This is a genomic window from Mesorhizobium sp. WSM2561 (genome assembly GCF_000513915.1).
GTDB lineage: Bacteria > Pseudomonadota > Alphaproteobacteria > Rhizobiales > Rhizobiaceae > Mesorhizobium > Mesorhizobium muleiense.
In genome coordinates this window covers 171650-194265 of the sequence record NZ_AZUX01000014.1, presented here as the reverse complement: position 1 = coordinate 194265, position 22616 = coordinate 171650, and the positions used below count along the sequence as shown (strand labels likewise).

The window sequence follows — 22616 nt, the reverse complement described above, 5'->3', positions numbered from 1 at the left end:
ATGGCGTTGTCAACCGGCCCGCTTTCGATCGGAATCGACATCGGCACATCAGGCGCCCGCGCCGTCGCCATGCGGCAGGACTTTTCGATTGCCGCGCGTTCCGCCGTTCCACTCGACAGATTTGGCCAGAATGCCCGCGACCCGTCCGTCTGGTGGTCAGCGGTCGGCGCGGCGCTGACGGAACTGCTTTCGAGCATCGATCGTGCGGCGGTCCGGTCGATCGCCGTCGACGGCACTTCCGGCACGCTGCTGCCGGTCGACGGCGCCGGGCGGCCGCCGGCCGAGCCGTTGATGTACAACGACAAGGTCGACGACGACGCCATTCTGGCGGTGATCGCGCGCGAGGCGCCGGCCGCGAGCGCAGCCCGTGGGCCGACGTCCGGTCTCGCCAAGGCGCTGTCGTTCCAGCGCCTGCCCGGCGTCGCGGCGGTGCTGCATCAGGCCGACTGGATCGCCGGACAGTTTTCCGGCCGCTTCGACATCAGCGACGAGAACAATGCCTTGAAAACCGGCTACGACGTCGAGGCCCGCCGCTGGCCGGACTGGATCGCGGCGACCGGCATGCGCATGGGATTCCTGCCTGGTGTCGTCAAGCCGGGCGATGTCACGGGAAAACTCACCGCGAGTGCGGCGGACCGGTTCGGCCTCGCGCGGGACGTCGCCGTGGTCGCCGGCACGACGGATGGCTGCGCGTCGTTCCTGGCGACGGGGGCTGCGGCTGTTGGCGACGGCGTCACCGCGCTGGGGTCCTCGCTGACCATCAAGATCCTCTCCGATCGGCCGATCTCGGCGCCGCAGTTCGGCATCTACAGTCATCGGCTGGGAGATGCTTATCTAGCGGGTGGTGCGTCGAATTCGGGCGGCAAGGTGCTGGCGCAGCATTTTTCTCTCGCGCGCATCATCGAATTAAGTGCGGCAATGGACCCCATGACCGAGACCGGCCTCGACTATTATCCGCTTCCCGCGGTTGGCGAACGCTTTCCCGTGGCCGATCCTGCTCTGCCGCCACGCCTGACGCCGCGGCCGGCCGACGACGCCGACTATCTGAAAGCAATGTTCGAGGGCATCGCGGCGATCGAGGCGCTCGGCTATCGCCGGCTTGCCGAACTCGGCGCCCCCCGATTGACGTCGATCAGAAGTGTCGGCGGCGGTGCGGCAAACGCCGCCTGGACCGCGATCCGGCAGCGCAAGCTGGGTGTCGATTTTCTGCCGGCGCTTTCGGACGAGGCGGCCGCCGGCACGGCGCGGCTGGCGCTGATGGGCGCAATCGCAGCGGGGCTGTTGTGAGCACGAAAAAGCTTGAACATCTCGACGGCATCGGAGCGCTGGTCGAGCGCTATCAGGTGTTCTTGCTCGATCAGTTCGGCGTGCTGCACGACGGCACGAACCCCTATCCGGGCGCCGTGGACGCGTTGTCGGCGCTGAAGCGAGCAGGCAGGACGATCGTGCTGGTCTCGAATTCCGGCAGGCGGGCGCGGCCCAATGAGGCCCGCTTGCTGAAGCTCGGCTTCGAACCAGGAAGCTGGGATCAATTTGTCTCTTCCGGCGAGATCGCGTGGCGGTCCTTCCACGAAATGGCGATATCCGGAAAGCTGCGCCCAAACACAAAGTGCCTGCTGATCAGCCGCGAGGGCGACCGCTCGGCGATTGAAGGCCTGCCTTTCGTGTTGACCGGGGGCGGCGACGATGCCGAGCTGGTGCTGATCGCCGCCAGTGAGGGCGACCATTACGATATCGAGCACTATCGCCGGCTTTTTGCGCCGGCAGCGATGCGGCAGGTGCCGTGCTTCTGCACCAATCCCGACAAGATCATGCTGACGGTAGTGGGGCCTCGCTTTGGCGCCGGGCAGCTTGCGGATCTCTACGAGAGCCTCGGCGGCAGCGTCACCCGCATCGGGAAGCCCTACACGCCGATCTTCGACGCCGCGCTGGCGCTGGCGGGCAACCCGGACCGCAGCAGCGTGGTCTGTGTCGGCGACAGCGTCGAACACGATGTCGCCGGTGGAATTGGTGCCGGCGTGGCGACCGCGCTGGTCTTGTCCGGAATATTGGCGGATACCCCTGACCTGGCAGAGCTTTTCGACAGTCTGGATGCCTACCCCGATTACACCACGAACAGTTTCAGATTCGCTGATTGAGATCGGCAGCTTCCGAGGGTTGAGCGCTGCCATGGTGATCGTTCCGTCGTTAGTGCTGCTTTCGGTGGCGCAGCCCTTGGGCTGCTGTTGCCAGTTCACATCTGGTTGGTCGGAGGCTATTGAACTGCATGCGTGATTTTCAACTCCCCGGACGGTCGCCGGTTCGTGCGATGGAAGCGATGGCCGCGACATCGCACCCGTTGGCGACGCTGGCGGCGATCGAGATGCTGCGGTCCGGCGGCAATGCAATGGACGCAGCCGTTTGCGCGGCGGCGGTGCAGGCGGTGGTCGAGCCGCAATCGACGGGTATCGGCGGCGACTGTTTCGTCCTCTATTGTCCCAACGGTCAAGGCGAGGTTCTGGCCTTCAACGGCTCCGGCCGCGCACCGGCAGCAGCAGAGGCGCAGTGGTATCTCGACAAGGGGCACGACGAACTGCCTGAGTCCGGTCCGCACGCAGTCACCGTGCCGGGCGCCGTCGACGCGTGGTGCCGGCTGCTCGATGATCACGGCAGGAAGGGCATCGACGCCGCGCTCGCTCCGGCCATACATTACGCCGAACAGGGTTATGTCGTCCAAGACCGCGTGGCCTTCGACTGGGCTGAAAGTGCTGCCTTGCTGGCCGCCGACGAACATGCCGCGCGGATATTTCTGCCGGATGGAAAGGCGCCGCTGGCCGGCGAGCTGCACCGGCAGCCGCAACTGGCCGAGACCCTGCGCATCGTCTCGCGCCGTGGCCGTGCCGGCTTCTATGAAGGCGAGGTCGCCGACGACATGGTTTCGCGTCTGCGCGCGCTTGGCGGGCTGCATGCGCTCGAGGATTTTTCGGCGACGAAGGGCGACTATGTCAGGCCCGTCGGCACATCCTACCGAGGTTACGACATTCATCAGATGCCGCCGAACAACCAGGGGCTGACGGCACTGATCATGCTGAACGTGCTGTCGGGCTTCTCGCTCGGTTCGCTGGAACCGAACGGCGCCGAGCGCTTTCATCTCGAGATCGAGGCGGGGCGGCTTGCCTATCAGGACCGCGACAATTTCATCGGCGACCAAAACCAGGTCCATGTCCCCGTGCAGCAGTTGTTGTCCAGATCCCATGCCGACCAGCTTCGCGCCGAGATCGATCCTGCGCGCGCAATGACGCATCTGCCACGGCTGGAGCTTCAGCCGAGCGATACCGTCTACATCTCCGTGGTCGACCGCGACCGTAATGCGGTCAGCTTCATCAACTCGACCTTTGGTTCGTTCGGCAGCGGCGTGGTCGGCCCCAGGACCGGCGTCGTCCTGCAGAATCGCGGCAGCAGCTTCCGCTTGGCGGCGGACCATCCAAACCGCATCGCACCGGGGAAACGCCCGATGCACACCATCATGCCGGGCATGGTGACAGCCAAGGGCAGGGCGGTCATGCCGTTCGGCGTGATGGGCGGCGGCTACCAGCCGTTCGGCCATGTCCACCTGCTCACCAACATGATCGATTTCGGCATGGACCCGCAGGAGGCGCTGGATGCGCCGAGAGTGTTTTACCGCCAGAACGCAGTGGAGGCCGAGCGTGGCGTTCCAGCCGAGGCGATCGCCGGCCTGCGCGAGCGCGGCCACGACGTGTCCATCCCAACCGAGCCGCATGGCGGCGGCCAACTGGTGCTGATCGACTGGGACAAGGGCACGCTGACCGGCGCGTCAGATCCGCGCAAGGATGGTTGCGCGCTGGGTTACTGACGATCGGCCGCGTCGCCCTGCGTGCCGGTCCTGTTCAGTCTTGGCGCTGCCGCCACCAGCGCCTTGCCGATCGCCGACTGCGGGGCACCGATGACCGCACGGGCGTTGCCGCTTTCGGCGACGCGGCCGGCATCGAGAATGACGACACGATGAGCGATGGCGCTGATGACGCCGAGATCATGCGAAATGAACAGGTAGGCGATCCGTTGCTCGCGTTGCAGATCGAGCAGCAATTGCAGGATCTGCCGGCGCACCGATAGGTCGAGCGCGGACACCGCCTCGTCGAGGACGATCAGCGACGGTTTTGTGGCGATGGCGCGAGCGATCGCGATGCGCTGGCGCTGGCCGCCCGAGATCTCGTGGATGGCACGGCCGGCGAGATCAGCGCTCAGGCCGACGCGCTCGAGCAGAGCGGCGATGTGACGCGGGCGTTCCGATCGGGCTGCGATGCCATGGATGCGCAAAGGATCGTCAAGCACGCGCGCGACGCTGGCGCGCGGATTGAAGGCGGCGAGCGGGTCCTGGAAGACCATTTGCACGCGCGCACGCCGGGCGCGCAACGCAGTATCGTTCAGGGAAAGGAAATCGCCACCTTCGAACTCGATACGGCCGGCGTCCGGTTCGATCAGCCGCAGCAGCAGCCGCGCGACCGTCGACTTGCCGCTGCCGGAAGGGCCGGCCAGCGCCAGCGTCTCGCCGGCCTCGATGTCGAAGGAAACGTCATCGACGGCGGCGATTGTGTTGCCGCCGCGGCGATATCGTTTGGTCAGGCCGGAAACAGCCAGCAATGGACTGCTCACCGCAACGCTCCTGACTGCTGCAGCAGCGGTTCGGCGTCGAGGCCGAGATGGGCGTCAAGCAGCGCTCTTGTGTAGGCGTGGCGCGGGCTGGCGACGATCTGCGCCGTCGCGCCGAATTCGACCAGTTCGCCGCGCCGGAACACGGCGATGCGCTCGGCCAGCTCGGCGGCCAGCGCGATGTCGTGGCTGACGAACAGCAGCGTCATGCCGTCCTCGGCGACCAATTGCCGGATCAGCGCGACGATCTCGGCCTGCACGATGGTGTCGAGCGCGCTGGTCGCCTCATCGGCGATCAGCAGCTTCGGACCGGCCGCGATCGCTGCGGCGATCGCCACGCGCTGCTTTTGGCCGCCGGAAAGCTGGTGCGGGTAGGCGCGCAAGGCGGCGTCCGGGTCGGGCAGGCGGACGCGTTCGAGCAGGGTTTTTGCCTTGGCATAGGATTGCGACCAAGTCAGACCGAGATGCGTGTGCGCGACTTCCGCGATCTGCTCGCCAACCGCCATTACCGGATCGAGGCTGGCCGACGGGTCCTGGAAGACGAAGCCGATATCGCGGCCACCGAGGGGGGTGTGGCTGGGTTTGGCGGCGGATTTTAGAGGCTTGCGTTCTGTGAGACCCCCCTCTGTCCTGCCGGACATCTCCCCCTCAAGGGGGGAGATTGCGCTGTCATTTCCGCTTTCGCCAATCTCCAAGGCTGCGGGGGGAGTGCCGGCGACAGAACTGCCGATCTCCCCCCTTGTGGGGGAGATGTCCGGCAGGACAGAGGGGGGCGCGAAGGAATGAGGCGATCGAAGGTTCGGTAACTTCCACTCGATCGTTCCTTCAATCCTGGCGGAAGCCGGCAACAACCCGGCAATGGCCAGCGCCAGCGTGCTCTTGCCCGAACCGCTCTCGCCGATGATGGCGAAGCGCTCGCCGGCGGTGACATCGAGGCTGACATGGTTCAGCGCCGCCACCTCGCTGCTTTCGCGGCGATAGGTCACCGTCAGATCGCGGATCGAAAGCAGCGCCGTCACGACAGGCTCCTTCTCACCGCAGCCGTCTCGACGACGCCTTCGCCGGCGAGATAGACGCCGAGCACGGTCAGCACGAGTGCTACGCCGGGAATGATCGACAGGAAGGGCGCGGTGCGCAGCACGGCGCGGCCTTCGGCGATCATGCCGCCCCAGGTCACGCGGTTGGGGTCGCCGAGGCCGAGAAACGAAAGGGCCGCTTCGGTGAGGATCGCTGCGGCGACGATCACCGACGACAGCGCCAGCACCGGTGGCAATGCGTTTGGCAGCACCTCGCGCAAGGCGACCTCCAGCGGATGCATGCCGACGACGCGTGCGCCGGCGACAAAATCGCGCTCGCGGATCGACAGCACTTCGGCGCGCGCAACGCGCGCCGGCCCCGTCCAGGCGCCGAGCGCGATCGCCGCAACGACGACGCCGAGCGACGGCCCGACGACACTGACGAAAGCCAGCGCCAGCAGGAAGCTCGGCACGGTCTGGAAGGCGTCGGTGATGCGCATCAGCACTTCGTCGACGAGACCGCCGGCAAAGCCGGCCAGCGTGCCGAGTACAGCGCCGACGGCAAGGGCTGCGGCTGCCGCCGCCAGCCCGACCGCCAGCGAGGTACGGGCGCCGTGGAGAAGCGCGGCCAGCACGTCGCGGCCGAGCCGGTCGGTGCCGAGCGGCAGCGACCAGTCCTGAAAGGGCGGCAGCAATGCCGGCCCGGCAATGGCTTGCGGGTCGCCGGGAAAGAACAGCGGCGCTGTCAGCGCCATGGCGAACAGCGCCGCCAGGATGATCGCGCCGGCGATCGCTTCCGGCGTGCGAAGAAAGCGGCGAAGCGGGCTCACGCGCTGGCCTCGCTGGCGCCGACGCGCGGATCGAGGAAGGCGTAGGCGATGTCGACGAGAAGATTGATAACGATGACCAGAACGGCGCTGACCAGGATGATGCCGAGCAGCAGCGGCGTGTCGCGCGCTGCCACCGCTTCCTGCGCCAGCCGGCCAAGCCCGGGAACCGAAAAGACGCTTTCGATGACGACGCTGCCGCCGAGCATCTGCGCCGATTGCAGGCCGAGCATGGTGACCAACGGCAACAGCGCGTTGCGGGCGACGTGGGCGAGCACGATGCGGCGGCGGGAGAGCCCTTTGGCGCGGGCGGCGAGGACAAAATCCTGCCGCCAGACCTCGGCCATGCCGGCGCGCATCATGCGCAGATAGAGTGCCAGATAGATGAAGCCGAGTGCCGACACCGGCAGCACGAGATGGCGGGTGATATCGGCCGCGCGGTCAAGGCCGGTCTTGCCCGACGCGATGCTCTCGATGCCGCCGATCGGGAACCAGCGCAGGTCGACGGCAAAGACGATGATCAGCACCAGCCCGAGCCAGAAGCCGGGAACGGCATAGAGCGCCAGCGAGCCGATCGACAGCAAGCGGTCGCGAAAGCCGCCGGGCTTGGCGCCGGCATAGATGCCGAGTGCCGAGCCGGGCCCGAAGGAGAGCGCGGTGGCGCTGCCCATCAACAGCAGCGTGTTGGGCAGGCGTTCGAGGATGACGTCGCGGATTGGCCGCGAAAAGGTCACCGACTGGCCGAGGTCGAGATGCAGCAGCGCCCAGAGATAGGTCGCCAGCCGCGTCAACGCCGACTGGTCGAGGCCCCAACGATGGCGCAGCAGTTCGATCATGCCGGCGTCGCCGCCGGTCGAGACGATGTAGGCGTCAACCGCGTCGCCGGGGGCGGCTTCCAGCAAAAGGAAAGTGCCGATCACGACAATCAGCAGCACGAAGACGCTGCCGACGAGCCGACGGCGAAGAAGGAGAAGCGCGCGGGTCATGGCGGCGCCGGCTGCTTGGGCCGATCAACAGAAATGCCGAGCCTAGGCACCCCCCTCTGTCCTGCCGGACATCTCCCCCTCAAGGGGGGAGATTGGCCGTCACTAGCCGTGGCGCCAATCGCAAACGTTGCTGAGGGACGGGCCGTCGCCAAAGCAAGCGAATCTCCCCCCTTGAGGGGGAGATGTCCGGCAGGACAGAGGGGGGTATCGTCGAGCACGGACATTACCAACTTCACCTATTGGCGAAGGTCAATCTCAATTAACCCGCAGCTCACCCCTTCAGCCAGGTGTCCGCCCAGTTCGACACCGCCCAGCGCGGGTTGTTGGCGACATTCCCCACGGTGTCCCTGACAACGCTGATGAAACTCCATTCGGCGACATTGATCAGCGGCAGGTCGGCTGCGACCTTTTTTTGAAACTCCTTGTAAAGTTCCGTCCGTGCGGCGGGGTCGAGCGTCTCGGACGCCTTGGCGATGAGCGCGTCGAGTTCGTCGTTCTTGTAGCCGCCCTGGTTGGAGAACGGCACCCCGTCCGGGATGCCGCTCTGCACCAGGATGGTGGTCGAGATCGCCGGATCGCCGCGGAACACCGGCGGCCCGACCGCAAGGTCGAAGGCGTGGTCGGTGTAGACGGCCTTGATATGCGCGGCCGAGTCGTTGTTGACCAGCTGGGCGTCGATGCCGATGGCGGCGAGCGCCTGGCGCAGATAGTCGCCGAACTGCTTGGTCTCGTTGAAATAGGGCGCCGGCAGCAGCTTCAGCGAAAAGCGCTTGCCGTCGTCACCCTTGCCATAGCCGGCTTCGTCGAGCAGGGCGTTGGCCTTGGCCACGTCGAAGGCATAAGTCGGCACATCGGCCGTATAGAACTGCGGATCGTTTTTCGGCACCGGGCCGGTGGCGGTGGCGGCATAGCCGAGGAACACCGTCTTGACGACGAAATCCTTGTCGATGGCGTGGGCGATCGCCTGGCGCACCTTCAGGTCGGCCAGTTCCTTGCGGCGATGATTGATCTCGACGACGAGCTGATAAGTCAGCGCCTCATAACCCTTGGTGATCACCTTGAGGCCAGGCACTTTGGAGATGCGGTCGAGATCGGCCAGCGGCACCGCGGAAAAGGCGGCGAGCTGGATCTCTTCGGCCTCGAGCGCGCTTGCCGCCGAGGTGCGGTCGGGCAGCACCTGATAGATGATCTCGTCGAGGTAAGGCTGGTCCTTGCCCCAATAGTCCCCATTCTTCTCGAGCCGGTAATATTCGCCTGACTTGTGTTCGGCGAATTTGAACGGGCCGGTGCCGACAGGCGCGTTGTTGGCCGGGTTCTCTTCGATCTTGCCTGTCTCGTAGATGTGCTTCGGCACCACGCTGGTCAGCGCCGGCAAGGCGTTGCGGATCAGCTGGAACGGCGTCGGCCTGGCGAATTTGAACACCGCGGTCAGTTCGTCCAGGGTGTCGACCGCCTCCAGATCCTTGAACACGGTGCGACCGAGATTCTGCAACGGCTTCCAGATCTGCAGCGCCGAGAACGCGACGTCGGCGGAGGTAAAAGGTTTGCCGTCATGCCATTTGACGCCCTCGCGCAATTTGAACGTTACCGACAAGCCGTCCGCGGCGCCCTCCCAGCTTGTCGCCAGGCGTGGGTCGAGCCCGTCCTTGCCGTCAAAGGACGCCTCGGCCAGCGGTTCCACGATCTTGCTCGAAATGAAGAAGACGCCATTGGACGCGACGATCGCCGGGTTGAGGTTGCGCGGCTCGGAATCGGCGGCGACGACCAACCGCCCGCCTTTCTTCGGCGTCTGTGCCCAGCCGATCGTCGGCAGCGCCGTCGAAGCCAGCAGCAGTGCCGAACCGGCAAGCACGCTGCGTCTGGAAATTGTGACCTCTGACATGATCGAACTCCGTCCCTCTCAGCCACTCGGCCGGGTGGCCACTACCCTCGGACGCCAGACGGCATCCTTGCAAGGGGTGATTATGAGCCTTGCCGAGGGTTTCGCCAGAGACGGATCTGGCGCATCCTCATGTGGCTTTGAAAATTTCGTCCGCTGGACCAGTTACAGGGAAGCGGTTCAATCCGATCTTATCTGGTAGGACCAGACTTGCCTCGGTAAGACCAGACTGGAGACTGCCGCGATCCGAGCGGCCGGCCAGGGAATTCAGGGAGAGAGAAAGATGAACGTCGTTCCGGGTAAGAATGCCGTCAGCACCATCCCGTTCGATCATGCCAGGGTCGACCGGCTGATGGAGGAGGCCGGCATCGATGTGCTGCTCGCCACCTCCAAGCACAACACGCAATATCTGCTTGGCGGCTACAAGTTCATCTTCTTCGCCGCCATGGATGCGATCGGCCACAGCCGCTATCTGCCTGTTGTCGTCTACGAGAAGGGCGGGCCGGACCGCGCCGCCTATATCGGCAACCGCATGGAGGGCGCCGAGCACCAGAACAACCCGTTCTGGACGCCGACCGTCCACGCCGCCTGCTGGGGCACGCTCGACGCCGCCAATCTCGCGGTCGAGCACCTGGCGAAGATCGGCAAGGGCAACGCCCGCATCGGCATCGAGCCGGCTTTCCTGCCGTCGGATGCCTACACGCTGATCCGCAAGGCGCTGCCGGATGCCAAGCTGATCGATGCGACCGATATGCTGGAGCGGATGCGGGCGATCAAGACGGATGCGGAGCTGGAGAAGCTGCGCATCGCCTCCGAACTGATCACCGATTCCATGCTGGCGACCATTGCCAGGGCCCGTGAAGGCACGACCAAGACCGATATCATCGAGCAACTCAGGCGCGAGGAGACCAATCGCGGCGCGCACTTCGAATATTGCCTGTTGACGCTCGGCGCCAGCCATAACCGCGCCGGCTCGCCGCAGGCCTGGAAGAAGGGCGAGGTGATGTCGATCGATTCCGGCGGCAATTATCACGGCTATATCGGCGACCTCTGCCGCATGGGCATTCTCGGCGAACCGGATGCCGAACTCGAGGATCTGTTGGCCGAAGTCGAGGCGGTGCAGCAGGCGGCCTTTTCCAAGGTCAGGGCGGGCACTCTCGGTGGCGACATGATTTCTCACGCGGAAGGCGTGCTGAAGGGATCCAAGGTTGCGCCCTATACCGATTTCTTTGCCCACGGCATGGGGCTGATCACCCATGAGGCGCCGTTCCTGATGACCAACCATCCGGTGACCTATGAAGGCACCTATGCCGAAAAGCCGCTGGAGAAAAACATGGTGCTCTCGGTCGAGACGACGATGCTGCACCCGACGCGCGGCTTCATCAAGCTCGAAGACACGCTGGCGGTCACCGATAGCGGCTACGTCATGTTCGGCGACCGGGGCAGGGGCTGGAACCGGGGTGGAGCTTCATGATCAGGCGGCACGCTCTGCCCTGAGGAAGTCACTTCCCGCCCGGCGGCAGCAGCCTGAAATCCGGCAGGTCGCGCAGCGCCAGTTCCGGCCCGGCCGGCGAATAGACGACGAAAAGCTGCATGGGCGCGTCGCCGGTGTTCAGCGTCGAATGGAAGCGGCTTTCCGGCACATAGATGGTGCAGCCGGGGCCGACCTTCTCGACGACCGGATTACCGTCCTCGTCCTCGACCATCTGCTCGCCATTGCCTGAGATGACGAAGATGATCTCTTCCGCACCCGGATGGTTGTGGCGCGTGTGACCCTTGCCGGAAGGCAGGTCGACGACGCCGCCGGAAAAGCGCGTGGCGCCGTTCACCTCGGGCGCCACCGTCAGCGAGAGCCTGCCCCAGTCGAAGCCGAAGGCGCTGACATCCTTCGGGTAAACAAAAACCTTGCTGTTGTCGGTCATCGTCTCATCCCTTCTTTTTCTTCGCGGTCGTTTTGGCGCCGCTTTTTTTTGTTTGCGCATCGGATTTTCCCAAAACCGGTTCCCACTTTTGGGTCCGATGCTCCAGCGTGACGGCCTTGAAATCGGCGGTCTGCCTGGCGATCGCCGCTTCCGCCGGCAGCCGCTCCATCGAGCTTGCCCCGTAAAAGCCGTGCAGGCCCTTGCAGCGTTCGAGGATGTAGCGGGCATCGTCCGGCATCGAGATCGGCCCGCCATGGCAAAGCAGGATGACGTCCTTGCGCACGGCACGCACCGCTTCAGCGATGGCGTCGATCTCGGTCACGCAGTCGTCGAGCGATTTGGCCGACGTCGCACCGATCGAGCCGCCGGTGGTCACCCCCATATGGGCGACGACGATGTCGGCGCCGGCCTTGGTCATGGCGCGTGCCTCATCGGGGTTGAACACATAGGGCGTGGTCAGGAGATCGAGTTCGTGTGCCGCGGCAATCATGTCGACTTCGAGCCCGAAGCCCATGCCGGTTTCCTCGAAACTCTGCCGCATCTGGCCGTCGAACAGGCCGATGGTCGGAAAGTTCTGCACGCCGGAAAAACCCATCGTCTTCAGCTCGGCCAGCAGCAGCGGCATGATGACGAAGGGATCGGTGCCGTTGACGCCGGCCAGCACCGGCGTCTTCTTCACCACCGGCAGCACCTCGTAGGCCATTTCCTTGACGATCTCGTTGGCGTTGCCATAGGCGAGCAGGCCGGCAGCCGAGCCGCGGCCGGCCATGCGGTAGCGGCCGGAATTGTAGATGATGATCAGGTCGATCCCGCCAGCCTCTTCGGCCTTGGCCGACAGCCCGGTGCCGGCGCCGCCGCCGACGATCGGCACGCCGCCGGCAATCATCTTGCGGAACTTTTCCAGGATTTTCTTGCGCGGAATGGCGGCCATGTTTTCTTCTCTCACTGTCCGGCGATGTCGAGAAAGGCCGCTGTTGCCGCCTTGGCGAATTCGGGGTCGTTGATGTGCAGTGGCAGGCGCGTCACTTGGCGCGTGTTATCCGGCATGATCGTACATTCGATGGCCTCGAAGAGTGCTGCATCGGCTTCAGGGTCGAAGAAGGCGCCGCCTTCGATGTCGAGCGCCGAGACGCCCCTTTCGGGAATGAGAAACCGGACCGGACCCTCGCAGAGGCTCAGTCTGGCGCCGATCCATTCGCCGATCCTGCGGCTTTCGTCAGGCGTCGTGCGCATCAGCGTCACGTTTGGATTATGCTCGTAAAACAGCCGCCCGCTATAGCGTTCCGGAATGGTCGGCGGCGCCCAGAAATTCACCATGTCGAGCGCGCCGACCGAGCCGACATAGGGCAGTTTCGTGCGGGCGATCGCGCCGAAACGGTCTTCGGTTGCCGGCAGAACGCCGCCAAACAGGAGGTCGCAGACTTCTGTCGTCGTGATGTCGATGACGCCTGACAGCAAGCCGCTGTCGGCCAGCTTCTCCATGGTGCGGCCGCCGGTGCCGGTGGCATGGAAGACCATGCAGTCATAGCTCGAACGAAGCTGCTCGGCGATCGAAGTCACGCATGGCGTGGTCACCCCGAACATGGTGAGCCCGATCGATGGTTTGCCGTCGGGCGGCGGCGCCGTTTTCGCAGCCATGGCTGCTATCGCTTGGGCGGCGTTGTGCAGCACGACGCGAGACAGCCGGTTCAAGCCGGCCATGTCGGTCACCGACGGCATCATGACGATGTCGGAGACATCGACATAGGGCGCGGTGTCGCCCGAGGCGAGCGTCGAGACCATGATCTTGGGCAGGCCGAGCGGCAGCGCGCGCATGCCAGATGTGATGATCGAAGTGCCGCCACCGCCGCCGATGCCGATCATGCCTGATATATCGGTTCGCGACTGGACAAACCGGGTGAAGGCGATGGCCATTGCCGCCACCGCGGTGCCGCGGTCGTCGCTGCCCAGCACGGCACTGCTGCCACCGGGATGGTGGCCGGCGACCTCTTCGGCCGAGACATCGACCGGCACGGTCGCGTTGCGCGTTCCAACGTCGACGCGGGCGACAGCAGCGCCGGTGGCGGCGACCGCATCGGCAAGAAAGGCGAGTTCCTCACCCTTGGTGTCGGCGGTGCCCACCACATAGACGCGCTTCATTGCGTTTCCCCGGTTCAAGGCGCACTCGGCGTTGTTGCTGGCCGCTCTTTTGCCCCGTTCGGCAGCGCGAAAGGCCATTGCAATTTTTTGAGACGTGCGTATCATATTGACATGAATGTCTCACGTCAACCAGCGACAGTGCCCGACGATGCCGGTTCTGGAGCGGCGCGCGGGCCGCGCGCCCGCACAAGGCGGTTGATGCTGGAGACGGCGACAAGGCTGATGCAGGCGGGCGCCACGCCCTCGGTCAGCGAGGTCGCCGAAGCGGCGGAAGTCTCCCGCGCCACCGCGTATCGGTACTTTCCAAGCCAGGCGGCGCTGGTGCAGGCGGTGGTCGACGAAGGGCTGGGGCCGATCCTCACCTGGAAATCGACCTCGGCCGATCCCGAGCGCCGCGTCGTCGAACTGTTCGACACGGCCATGCCACGCATCGAAGCCTTCGAGGCGACGTTCAAGGCGGCGCTGAAGCTGTCGCTCGACCAGTGGGCGCGGCGGCAGGCCGGCACACTCGACGGCGAGCCGGCCTTCACGCGCGGCCATCGCATCGATCTGCTCAAGGACGCGATCGCACCGCTCAAGCACCGGCTGCCGCCTCGCGAATTCAACCGCCTGGCACAGGCCCTGTCGCTGATCTTCGGCGTCGAAGTGCTGATCGTGCTGAAGGATATATGGGGGCTGGACAGCCGCAAGATGATGTCGGTAGCGCAATGGGCAGCCGGCGCCCTGGTGCGGGCTGCAGTGACGGAATCGATGGCTGGAGGAAACAGACGTGCGCCGGCGACAGCTGCGGAATAGTATCGATCTGGTTCGACCAGATGGGGATGCCTACTACTGACAATAGTCAGCGTTTCGTAGCGCGAACAAGGGCCTTGCGTATCAACGAGTAGGAAAATTTAAGAAAAACAGACAGATGTTGCTGGAATCTGCTTGTCTGAGGCCCTGCCATCGTCCAAGAAAGAGCTTGACGTGCGTCCGAAATTGGTAATACCAGATCAGGACAATATAGCGGGTCAAAAGTGAGGGCTGCGATCCATTTCCGGTTGGGCGAGGAGGCTCGAAAACCGGAACGGCGCCATCACGGAAGGAACTACCAGGGCCGGCCTCGCCGCCGGCTCGGATGATACGGTAGAATGCGCACAAGGGAGGAAATCATCATGCGCAAGACAATGACCAGCATGCTTGCTGGTATCGGCTTAGTGCTCGCCTGCGGAACGTCCGTCTACGCGCAGGATAAGGAACTCACCATATTCTGGGCTGAATGGGATCCGGCGAACTATTTGCAGGAACTGGTCAACCTTTACGAGGCCGAGAGCGGCGTGAAGGTCACGGTCGAGACGACGCCGTGGGGGGATTTCCAGACCAAGGCGTTCACCGAATTCAACGCCAAGGGCAGCGCCTACGACATGGTCGTCGGCGATTCCCAGTGGATCGGCGCCGCCTCCGAGGCCGGTCACTATGTCGACCTCACTGACTTCTTCAACAAGCACAATCTGAAGGAAGTGATGGCGCCGGCGACGGTGAAATACTACGCCGAATATCCATCCAACTCCGGCAAATACTGGTCGATTCCGGCCGAGGGCGACGCGGTCGGCTGGTCCTATCGCAAGGACTGGTTCGAAGATCCGAAGGAGATGGAGGCCTTCAAAGCCAAGTACGGCTACGATCTCGGCGTGCCGAAGGACTGGAAGCAGCTACGCGACATCGCCGAATTCTTCCACCGTCCCGACGAGAAGCGCTACGGCGTCGCCATCTATACCGATAACTCCTACGACGCTCTGGTGATGGGCGTCGAGAACGCCATCTTCTCCTTCGGCGGCGAGCTTGGCGACTATGCCACTTACAAGGTCGACGGGATCATCAACTCCGAGCAGAACGTCAACGCGCTCGAGGCCTACAAGGAGCTCTATTCCTTCACCCCTCCTGGTTGGGCCAAGAGCTTCTTCATCGAGGACAACCAGGCGATCACCGAGAACCTGGCGGCGATGAGCATGAACTACTTCGCTTTCTTCCCGGCGCTCATCAACGAAGCCTCCAACCCGAATGCCAAGGCCACCGGCTTCTTCGCCAACCCTCCTGGACCGAACGGCGATCAGTTCGCCGCGCTCGGCGGCCAGGGCATCTCCGTCGTCTCCTATTCGCAGAATCAGGAAGAGGCGATGAAGTTCCTGGAATGGTTCATCAAGGACGAGACGCAGAAGAAATGGGCGGAACTCGGCGGTTACACGGCAAGTGCCAAAGTGCTCGAGTCGCCTGAATTCCAGAACGCCACGCCATACAACAAGGCCTTCTACGAAACCATGTTCAAGGTGAAGGACTTCTGGGCGACGCCGGAATATGCCGAGCTGCTCATCCAGATGAACCAACGCGTCTATCCCTACATCACCGGCAATCAGGGCACGGCCAAGGAAGTGCTCGATGCGCTCGCCGCGGATTGGAACGCGACGTTCAAGAAATACAACCGCGTGAAGTAAACGGCACTAACGCTCGGAGGGGGCGGGAGCCGCCCCTTCCGTTTTCTTTTCCGGACAAGGAAGGAACGGGCCTTGGCCACTGCAGTCATGACCACGCTGGATCCCAACTCGCGCTCCGCCGCCCGCGGCATGAGCGACCTTACGATCCGCAATCTCTTCATCATTCCGACGATCGTTTTCCTGATCGTCTTCAACATCTTTCCACTGCTCTATTCGCTTGGCTATTCGTTCACCGACTTTCGCGCGTCGAGCCCCGCGGCGGCCAATTTCGTCGGACTGCAGAATTACCGCGAGCTGCTCAACGACCCGTTCATTTGGTCGAATTTCGCCATCACCGCCAAATATGTCATCGTCTCCGTGGTCGGCCAAGTCATCGTCGGCTTCGGCGTGGCGTTGCTGCTCAATCGCGATATCCCGTTGAAGGGCCTGCTGACGACACTGCTGCTGTTGCCAATGATGCTGTCGATGGCTGTCGTCGGCCTGTTCTGGAAACTGCTCTACGATCCGTCCTTCGGCATCATCAACTATACGCTCGGCCTCGGCTCCTTCGAGTGGCTGTCCAACCCCGACATGGCGCTCTACGCCGTGGCCATCACCGACATCTGGATGTGGTCGCCCTTCGTCATGCTGCTGTCGCTTGCCGGCCTATCTGCAGTGCCGAAGCATCTCTACGAGGCGGCCGCGATCGACCGCGCCGGCTCGTTCTATACGTTCTTTCGCATTACGCTGCCCCTGGTCGCGCCGATCCTGATGATCGCGATCATCTTTCGCACCATGGAGGCGTTCAAGACATTCGATCTTGCCTACATCCTGACCAGCCAGCCAACCACCGAGGTGATCTCGATCCGGCTCTACAAGATGGCGTTCCAGGAATGGCAGACCGGGCGCTCCTGCGCGCTCGCCTACATCGTGCTGATCATGATCCTGGCGATCACCAACATCTACGTCAAATACCTGAACAAGGTGAAGGAGCGCTAGCATGGCCGCTGTCACCACCTCTGCCGAGCGTTCGCTCAACAAGCTAGCCATCGTCGGTGTGCTGATCGTCACGATTATATTCCTGGCGCCAATCTACTGGATAGCCTCGACGGCGTTCAAGCCGCGCAACCTCGCCACCACCATCCCGCCGACGGTGGTCTTCCAGCCGGAGATATCGCCCTTCGTCAAGCTGTTCACCAAGCGCTCGCAACTGCGCACAGCGCCGACGCCGGAACAATACGCCGCCGCCCCGTGGTGGGAGCGGCTGGTGTTTGACGGCGGCGAGAAGGTGGTGCGCTCGGGCAGGGGCGAGGTGCAGTGGTCCGGCTATCCGAGCCGCTTCATGAATTCGCTGATCGTCGCCATCACCTCGACGATCCTCGCCGTCGGCATGGGCACCTTCACGGCTTACGGGTTCTCGCGCTTCAAGATAAAGGGGGAACAGGACCTGCTCTTCTTCATCCTGTCGACGCGCATGCTGCCGCCGGTGGTGGTGGCGATCCCGATGTTCCTGATGTACCGGGTCGTCGGCCTCAACGACACGCATTGGGGCCTGATCATCCTCTACACCGCCTTCAACCTCAGCTTCTCCGTATGGCTGATGAAGGGGTTCATGGACGAAATTCCGAAGGAGTATGAGGAGGCGGCGCTCGTCGACGGCTATACGCGCATGGAGGCCTTCTTCAAGATCGTGCTGCCGGAAGCGGCCACCGGCATCGCCGCCACCGCCGTGTTCTGCTTCATCACCGCGTGGAACGAATATGCCTTCGCGCTGATCATGACCAACCGCCGCGCCCAGACGGCGCCGCCGTTCATTCCAAGCCAGGTCGGTTCCGGCCTGCCCGACTGGACGGTCATCGCCGCCGGCACCTTCCTGTTCCTGCTGCCGGTCGCCATCTTCACCTTCCTGTTGCGCAACCACCTCCTGCGCGGCATGTCCTTCGGAGCGATCCGCAAATGATCCGCCATGCTACAATCCAGCGCACAGCCGAGATCGTGATGGTGCTCGGCATCATCGCGCTCTGCCAGCCGTGGAACCTCTTTCTGCACCGCTACGGGCTGACGATCATCATTGTCGGGCTGCTGACGTTCATGATCACGGGCTGGGTCGGTCCAAGGCAGGAGCCGAAGGCGACCGGCGCACCGGAAAAAGAAGGTCACGCATGACCCAGATCGAGCTTCGTGGCGTCCAGAAATTCTTCGGCGCCGTCCAGGTCATCAAGGACCTCAACCTCAAGATCGACGACAACGAGTTCATCGTGCTGCTCGGCCAGTCGGGCTGCGGCAAGACGACGACGCTTCGCGCAATCGCCGGGCTGGAGACGATCGACGGCGGCGATGTCCTCATCGACGGCAAGCCGGTCCAGCATCTCAAGGCTGCCGACCGCGACATCGCCATGGTTTTCCAGTCGTTCTCGCTCTATCCGCATATGAGCGTCTACGAGAACATCGCTTTTCCGTTGCGGGCCATGCGCAAGAGCAAGGCGGAGATCGACGGCGAGGTGCGCTCGGTCGCCAAAGTGCTGCAGATCAACGATCTGCTCGGCAAGAAGCCGTCGGCGCTGTCGGGTGGCGACATGCAGCGCGTGGCGATCGGCCGGGCGCTGGTGCGGCGGCCGAAGGCGATGCTGATGGACGAGCCGATCGGCGCGCTCGACGCCAAGCTGCGCGAGGAGATGCGCGCGGAGATCAAGCGGCTGCACATCAAGCAGGGCTCGACCACCATCTACGTCACCCACGACCAGATCGAGGCGATGAGCCTTGCCGACCGCATCGTCATCATGCATGAGGGCGTTCTGCAGCAGGTGGGCAGCCCATCGGAAGTGTATAAGCGCCCGGCCAATCTGTTCGTCGCGCAATTCGTTGGCTCGCCGGTGATGAACGTTGTCAATGCGGCGGTGACGATGAACGGTTCCGGCGCCAGGGTCACCGTCGATGGGGCCGCGGAAGGGTTCGTTTTCCCGGCCGAGCTGGTCGGCCAGCTCGACGCCGCGAACGTCGGGCAGGACCGCCTTGCGCTCGGCATCCGCCCCGAAGGCGTGATGGTCTCGCGCGAGCCGGCGGACGGTTATCTGCCGGTCGAGGCGCACATCATCGAACCGCTTGGCTCCTACGACATCGTCGACCTCAAGGTCGGGGCACAGATGTTGCGCGCCCGGACCCGTTCCGGTTTCGTCGGCAAGCCGGGGGTCCAGGTCTTCGCCAGGCTCGACCCGGCGCAGGCGCACTTCTTCGACACGACAAGCGGCAATTCGCTGGGGGTGAGACTCTGATGGCCCATATCCAGCTCAAGAACATCTCGAAGACATTCGGCAATCACACCGCATTGGCCGGGCTCAATCTCGACATTGCCGACGGCGAGTTCTTCGTGCTGCTCGGCGAGACCGGCGCCGGCAAGACGACGACGCTGCGCATGGTCGCCGGCCTGGAGAAGCCGACCGAAGGTCAGGTCTTCATCGACGGCGTCGATGTCGCCAATTGGGGTGCCGCCGAGCGGGATGTGGCGCTGGTGCTGCAGCAATATTCGCTTTATCCGCGCTACACGGTGCGCGAAAACCTCGAATTCCCGCTGAAGCCGAAAATCCGCCGCATCGAGCCCGAGGAGATCAAGACGCGCGTCGACCGCGTTGCCAAGACCTTGCGTATCGAGCATCTGCTCGACCGCAAGACGGATCGCCTCTCTGGCGGCGAGATGCAGCGCGTCTCGATTGGTCGCGCCATCGTCAGGAAGCCGCGCGTATTCCTGATGGATGAGCCGCTGTCGGCGCTCGATGCCAAGTTGCGCGAGGCGCTGCGCACCGAGCTGAAGAACATCCAAATGAACCTTGGTCAGACCTTCCTGTTCGTCACGCACGATCAAATCGAGGCGATGTCGATGGGCGACAAGGTCGGCGTGCTCAACCATGGCCGCATCGTCCAGACCGGCACGCCCTATGAGATCTACAACAATCCGCGCGACACCTATGTGGCGAGCTTCGTCGGCTCGCCGCCGATGAACCTCATCGACGGCAAGCTCGTCAACGGCCGCGCGGTGATGGCACCGCTGAATTTCGAACTACCTTTTGCGGGGGGGGCCAGGACGAGCGGCGAGACCGACGGTCGCCCGCTGGTCTTCGGTATTCGTCCCGAGGATCTCTATCTCGAGAGCGGGGCGCCGGTGGAAGCGCGCGTCCACGATGTCGAGAACCATGGCGTCGAAAAGATCCTGACGCTGCGGGTCGGCGACGCCATGCTGCGGGCCATGGTGCCGGCTAGAACCGATGTCGAGATCGAGCAGCCGGTGCGCTTTGCCTGGGACCCGGACAAGGTGGTGCTGTTCGACAAGGGTACCGGGATAAGCCTTCGTCACGCAGGCTAAGCCGCGTCGCACAAAAATGCGCGTCTGTTGGGCGGGAGGATGTTAGGCGGCTTGAAGCCTGTGGCCAGGTTTAGCCGGCTTGGCCGGTTTCAGCCTGCTCTTCGGCCCGGAAATGGCTGGGAGCCGATCCGATGACGCGCTTGAACGCCCGACTGAACGACGCGTCGGATTCGTAACCGAGACGTGCGGCGACGACGGAAATCTTCAACCGGTCGCGGACCAGCCATTGCCGTGCCTGGTGCATTCTCACCTGGGTGACATATTTGGCCGGCGTTTCGCCGACGATCGTCGCGAAGCGTTCGGCGAAGCCCGACCGCGAGGCGCCCATCATCCTGGCCAGGGTCTCCACCGTCCAGTCGCGGTCCGGTTCGAGGTGGATCGCGGCCAGCACACGCCCGATCTCGCGATCCCTCACTGCCGCAATCCATCCGGACGAGTCGCCGCAGCCGCGCTCGACCCATGAGCGGATGACGGTGGCGGCCAGCACATCGGCAAGCCGCGCCAGAATGCCGCCGGAGCCGACGCGCTCCATCGTCACTTCGCGGGCCATGGCCTCCAGCAGATGCGGGATACCAGGTTCATAGGCTTCCAACTCGTGCGCGCGCATGACATCCGGCATCATGCCGAGCAATGGGTGCAAACCGTCGAGATTGAAATACATGCTGCCAAAAAACAGCAGCGTCCCCGGCCGGCAACCTTCATTGGACAGGCAGTAAACGTTCTTGCAGACCTCGGCGACCTGATAGCCCTGGATCGGCGAAGCCTCGGTGCCCGGCTCGCTCGCCAGGACGTGTGCCGCACCGCGCGGCAGCAGCACCGCGTCGCCCGCCTTGAGCTCAACCCATTCGCCGGACGGCTGCAGCAACCAGCATCCCTTGCGGCCGATGAAATGAAACCGCGCCGCCGTCTGGGCCGGAAACTGGAGGCCCCAAGGCTCCTGCATCTCACAGCGGCCATATTCGACGCCGTCGAGCCGTAACCCGCGCAATATGTCTGTCAGCGGATCGCCGGTGACCGGAACTTTGGACGAATGGTCAAGCATGATGGTGTTTCTAGCATGGAAACTCCAGACGGTCACTCCCATGTTGCACTGCAGCCAAATGTTGCGCTGCAACCAGATCGGAGATCCCATCATGACCGAACCCGCGACAGGCGTCATCGACGCCGTTCTCGATCCGGCGGAAACCGATGAACGAGCCGAGCCGGCATGGGGGGCGGTCGTATCCCTCGCGCTCGGTGTGTTTGGGCTGGTGACCGCGGAATTCCTGCCTGCCAGCCTGCTGACGCCGCTGGCGCAGGATCTCGGCGTGACCGAAGGCACCGCCGGCCAAGCGGTGACGGCAACCGCCGTTGTCGGCGCGATAGCCGCTCCGACCATGGCCATCGTCACCAAACGGCTGGACCGCAGGCTCGTCATGTGGGGACTGACCGTGCTGCTGATCCTGTCGAACCTGTTGGCGGCGTTTGCGTCCTCGCTTCCCGTCCTTCTGATCGCCCGCATCATGCTCGGGATCAGCCTCGGCGGCTTCTGGTCGATGTCGGCGGCCATGGCGATGCGGCTTGTCCCGATGCGGCTGATGCCGCGCGCCATGTCGATCATTCTCACCGGCGTTTCGGTGGCGACCGTCTGTGCGGCCCCGGTCGGTGCCTATGTCGGTGACATCTGGGGATGGCGAACGGCCTTCATGATCGCAGCGGTTGTCGGCGCCCTGGCGCTGCTGGTGCAGATCGCCACCCTTCCGAAGCTGCCGCCGGCGGGCGTGGCAAGCTTTCGGACCTTGCTGGAGGTAATAAAGCGGCCGATGATCAGGGTTGCGCTCCTGGTGGTCCTGTTGGTCGCCTCGGGACATTTTGCCGGCTTCACCTATGTCCGCCCGTTTCTCGAGAAGGTGCCCGCGCTGGACATCGAGACGATCTCGCTTGTGCTGCTCGCCTACGGCATCGGTGGCTTCTTCGGCAACTTTGCCGGCGGGTTCATGGCTGAACGAAGCCTCAAGACCGCGGTGGGCCTGGCGCCACTGCTGATTGCGGTCGCGGCACTTCTGCTGCTGACCATCGGCGCTTCGCCCGCGGTGGCGGCGATAGCGGTGGCCGCCTGGGGTTTTGCCTTTGGCGCGGTGCCGGTCGGGCTGCAAACCTGGCTTGTGCGAGCCGCTCCCGACCAGGCAGAAAGCGCTGGCGGGCTGATGGTCGCCACATTCCAGGTGGCCATTGCACTGGGCGCCGTTTTCGGCGGCCTGCTGGTCGACAATGCCGGCGTTGCCAGCGCTTTCGCCTATTGCGGGATCGCGACTTTGCTGGCGGCCTTGGCGGCGTTCCTGCTCGGCCCGAGGAGCGCAACCTAAGCCATCCGTAGGTGCGTCCCACGTAGGACGCCTCCAAGAACTGGC

Annotated in this window: 21 protein-coding genes; 12 read left to right on the top strand and 9 right to left on the bottom strand. The window is 64.0% G+C overall.

The window, feature by feature from the left end; translation table 11 throughout:
- The 3 genes from M727_RS0113660 (at position 1) to ggt (ending at position 3853) form a co-directional block, all read left to right on the top strand.
- The gene (locus tag M727_RS0113660; RefSeq protein WP_027153156.1) at positions 1–1287 is read left to right on the top strand and encodes an FGGY-family carbohydrate kinase; all 1287 of its coding nucleotides are present in this window, start codon (positions 1–3) and stop codon (positions 1285–1287) included.
- Positions 1284–2138 carry a TIGR01459 family HAD-type hydrolase gene (locus tag M727_RS0113655; protein ID WP_027153155.1) on the top strand — a complete coding sequence of 285 codons (855 nt, stop codon included), beginning with the start codon at positions 1284–1286 and terminating at the stop codon, positions 2136–2138. The genes M727_RS0113660 and M727_RS0113655 overlap by 4 nt, the downstream gene beginning before the upstream one ends.
- 128 nt (positions 2139–2266) lie before the next feature.
- The gene (gene ggt / locus M727_RS0113650) at positions 2267–3853 is read left to right on the top strand and encodes a gamma-glutamyltransferase (RefSeq protein WP_027153154.1); all 1587 of its coding nucleotides are present in this window, start codon (positions 2267–2269) and stop codon (positions 3851–3853) included.
- Here ggt and M727_RS0113645 read toward each other — a convergent pair.
- The 5 genes from M727_RS0113645 to M727_RS0113625 form a co-directional block, all read right to left on the bottom strand.
- Positions 3847–4653, bottom strand: coding sequence for a dipeptide/oligopeptide/nickel ABC transporter ATP-binding protein (locus tag M727_RS0113645; RefSeq protein WP_027153153.1), 807 nt, complete (start codon positions 4651–4653; stop codon positions 3847–3849). The two genes, ggt and M727_RS0113645, sit on opposite strands and share 7 nt — an antisense overlap.
- Positions 4650–5669, bottom strand: a complete 1020-nt coding sequence (locus tag M727_RS0113640) for an ABC transporter ATP-binding protein (RefSeq protein ID WP_027153152.1) — start codon at positions 5667–5669, stop codon at positions 4650–4652. Before M727_RS0113640 ends, M727_RS0113645 begins: the two co-directional genes overlap by 4 nt.
- Positions 5666–6496: an ABC transporter permease gene (locus M727_RS0113635; protein ID WP_027153151.1), complete on the bottom strand. Its 831-nt coding sequence runs from the start codon at positions 6494–6496 to the stop codon at positions 5666–5668. Before M727_RS0113635 ends, M727_RS0113640 begins: the two co-directional genes overlap by 4 nt.
- Positions 6493–7479 carry an ABC transporter permease gene (locus tag M727_RS0113630; RefSeq protein WP_027153150.1) on the bottom strand — a complete coding sequence of 329 codons (987 nt, stop codon included), beginning with the start codon at positions 7477–7479 and terminating at the stop codon, positions 6493–6495. The genes M727_RS0113635 and M727_RS0113630 overlap by 4 nt, the downstream gene beginning before the upstream one ends.
- Positions 7480–7750: 271 nt before the next feature.
- Positions 7751–9361 carry an ABC transporter substrate-binding protein gene (locus M727_RS0113625; RefSeq protein ID WP_027153149.1) on the bottom strand — a complete coding sequence of 537 codons (1611 nt, stop codon included), beginning with the start codon at positions 9359–9361 and terminating at the stop codon, positions 7751–7753.
- Positions 9362–9641: 280 nt separating this feature from the next.
- Between M727_RS0113625 and M727_RS0113620 the strand changes: the two genes are divergently transcribed.
- Positions 9642–10832, top strand: coding sequence for a Xaa-Pro peptidase family protein (locus M727_RS0113620; protein ID WP_027153148.1), 1191 nt, complete (start codon positions 9642–9644; stop codon positions 10830–10832).
- Positions 10833–10860: 28 nt separating this feature from the next.
- On the opposite strand, the gene M727_RS0113615 is transcribed toward M727_RS0113620, so the two are convergent.
- Genes M727_RS0113615 through M727_RS0113605 form a run of 3 tightly spaced genes read right to left on the bottom strand, consistent with a single transcriptional unit; the run spans position 10861 to position 13419 of the window.
- Positions 10861–11280, bottom strand: a complete 420-nt coding sequence (locus M727_RS0113615; protein ID WP_027153147.1) for a cupin domain-containing protein — start codon at positions 11278–11280, stop codon at positions 10861–10863.
- 4 nt (positions 11281–11284) lie between these two features.
- Positions 11285–12211 (bottom strand): phosphoenolpyruvate hydrolase family protein, encoded by a 927-nt coding sequence (locus tag M727_RS36400; protein WP_084646718.1) that lies wholly within the window; start codon positions 12209–12211, stop codon positions 11285–11287.
- A gap of 11 nt (positions 12212–12222) precedes the next feature.
- Positions 12223–13419 carry a Tm-1-like ATP-binding domain-containing protein gene (locus tag M727_RS0113605; RefSeq protein ID WP_027153146.1) on the bottom strand — a complete coding sequence of 399 codons (1197 nt, stop codon included), beginning with the start codon at positions 13417–13419 and terminating at the stop codon, positions 12223–12225.
- 111 nt (positions 13420–13530) lie between these two features.
- Between M727_RS0113605 and M727_RS0113600 the strand changes: the two genes are divergently transcribed.
- The 7 genes from M727_RS0113600 (at position 13531) to M727_RS0113570 (ending at position 20226) form a co-directional block, all read left to right on the top strand.
- Entirely contained in the window at positions 13531–14214 is a 684-nt protein-coding gene (locus M727_RS0113600) for a TetR/AcrR family transcriptional regulator (protein WP_027153145.1), read from the top strand.
- A gap of 359 nt (positions 14215–14573) precedes the next feature.
- A complete protein-coding gene (locus M727_RS0113595) occupies positions 14574–15890 on the top strand; it encodes an ABC transporter substrate-binding protein (protein WP_027153144.1) in 1317 nt (438 codons plus the stop codon).
- 72 nt (positions 15891–15962) lie between these two features.
- Complete coding sequence (locus M727_RS0113590; protein ID WP_027153143.1) at positions 15963–16868, top strand: sugar ABC transporter permease; 906 nt, start codon at positions 15963–15965, stop codon at positions 16866–16868.
- Between the two features lies 1 nt (position 16869).
- Complete coding sequence (locus M727_RS0113585; RefSeq protein WP_027153142.1) at positions 16870–17829, top strand: carbohydrate ABC transporter permease; 960 nt, start codon at positions 16870–16872, stop codon at positions 17827–17829.
- Complete coding sequence (locus M727_RS0113580) at positions 17826–18035, top strand: hypothetical protein (RefSeq protein WP_027153141.1); 210 nt, start codon at positions 17826–17828, stop codon at positions 18033–18035. Before M727_RS0113585 ends, M727_RS0113580 begins: the two co-directional genes overlap by 4 nt.
- Positions 18032–19141 (top strand): ABC transporter ATP-binding protein, encoded by a 1110-nt coding sequence (locus tag M727_RS0113575; RefSeq protein WP_027153140.1) that lies wholly within the window; start codon positions 18032–18034, stop codon positions 19139–19141. The genes M727_RS0113580 and M727_RS0113575 overlap by 4 nt, the downstream gene beginning before the upstream one ends.
- Positions 19141–20226 carry an ABC transporter ATP-binding protein gene (locus tag M727_RS0113570; protein WP_027153139.1) on the top strand — a complete coding sequence of 362 codons (1086 nt, stop codon included), beginning with the start codon at positions 19141–19143 and terminating at the stop codon, positions 20224–20226. Before M727_RS0113575 ends, M727_RS0113570 begins: the two co-directional genes overlap by 1 nt.
- 70 nt (positions 20227–20296) lie before the next feature.
- Here M727_RS0113570 and M727_RS0113565 read toward each other — a convergent pair whose 3' ends face one another.
- Entirely contained in the window at positions 20297–21268 is a 972-nt protein-coding gene (locus M727_RS0113565) for an AraC family transcriptional regulator (protein WP_027153138.1), read from the bottom strand.
- 91 nt (positions 21269–21359) lie between these two features.
- On the opposite strand from M727_RS0113565, the gene M727_RS0113560 reads away from it, so the two are divergent.
- Entirely contained in the window at positions 21360–22571 is a 1212-nt protein-coding gene (locus M727_RS0113560; protein ID WP_027153137.1) for an MFS transporter, read from the top strand.
- Positions 22572–22616 lie beyond the last annotated feature (45 nt).

Coding starts and splice junctions, on each gene's coding strand:
- M727_RS0113660 (WP_027153156.1), top strand. CDS start 1: ATGGCGTTGTCAACCGGCCCGCTTTCGATCGGAATCGACATCGGCACA.
- ggt (WP_027153154.1), top strand. CDS start 2,267: ATGCGTGATTTTCAACTCCCCGGACGGTCGCCGGTTCGTGCGATGGAA.
- M727_RS0113630 (WP_027153150.1), bottom strand. CDS start 7,479: ATGACCCGCGCGCTTCTCCTTCTTCGCCGTCGGCTCGTCGGCAGCGTC.
- M727_RS0113625 (WP_027153149.1), bottom strand. CDS start 9,361: ATGTCAGAGGTCACAATTTCCAGACGCAGCGTGCTTGCCGGTTCGGCA.
- M727_RS0113620 (WP_027153148.1), top strand. CDS start 9,642: ATGAACGTCGTTCCGGGTAAGAATGCCGTCAGCACCATCCCGTTCGAT.
- M727_RS0113615 (WP_027153147.1), bottom strand. CDS start 11,280: ATGACCGACAACAGCAAGGTTTTTGTTTACCCGAAGGATGTCAGCGCC.
- M727_RS36400 (WP_084646718.1), bottom strand. CDS start 12,211: ATGGCCGCCATTCCGCGCAAGAAAATCCTGGAAAAGTTCCGCAAGATG.
- M727_RS0113605 (WP_027153146.1), bottom strand. CDS start 13,419: ATGAAGCGCGTCTATGTGGTGGGCACCGCCGACACCAAGGGTGAGGAA.
- M727_RS0113600 (WP_027153145.1), top strand. CDS start 13,531: ATGAATGTCTCACGTCAACCAGCGACAGTGCCCGACGATGCCGGTTCT.
- M727_RS0113595 (WP_027153144.1), top strand. CDS start 14,574: ATGCGCAAGACAATGACCAGCATGCTTGCTGGTATCGGCTTAGTGCTC.
- M727_RS0113585 (WP_027153142.1), top strand. CDS start 16,870: ATGGCCGCTGTCACCACCTCTGCCGAGCGTTCGCTCAACAAGCTAGCC.
- M727_RS0113580 (WP_027153141.1), top strand. CDS start 17,826: ATGATCCGCCATGCTACAATCCAGCGCACAGCCGAGATCGTGATGGTG.
- M727_RS0113575 (WP_027153140.1), top strand. CDS start 18,032: ATGACCCAGATCGAGCTTCGTGGCGTCCAGAAATTCTTCGGCGCCGTC.
- M727_RS0113570 (WP_027153139.1), top strand. CDS start 19,141: ATGGCCCATATCCAGCTCAAGAACATCTCGAAGACATTCGGCAATCAC.
- M727_RS0113565 (WP_027153138.1), bottom strand. CDS start 21,268: ATGCTTGACCATTCGTCCAAAGTTCCGGTCACCGGCGATCCGCTGACA.
- M727_RS0113560 (WP_027153137.1), top strand. CDS start 21,360: ATGACCGAACCCGCGACAGGCGTCATCGACGCCGTTCTCGATCCGGCG.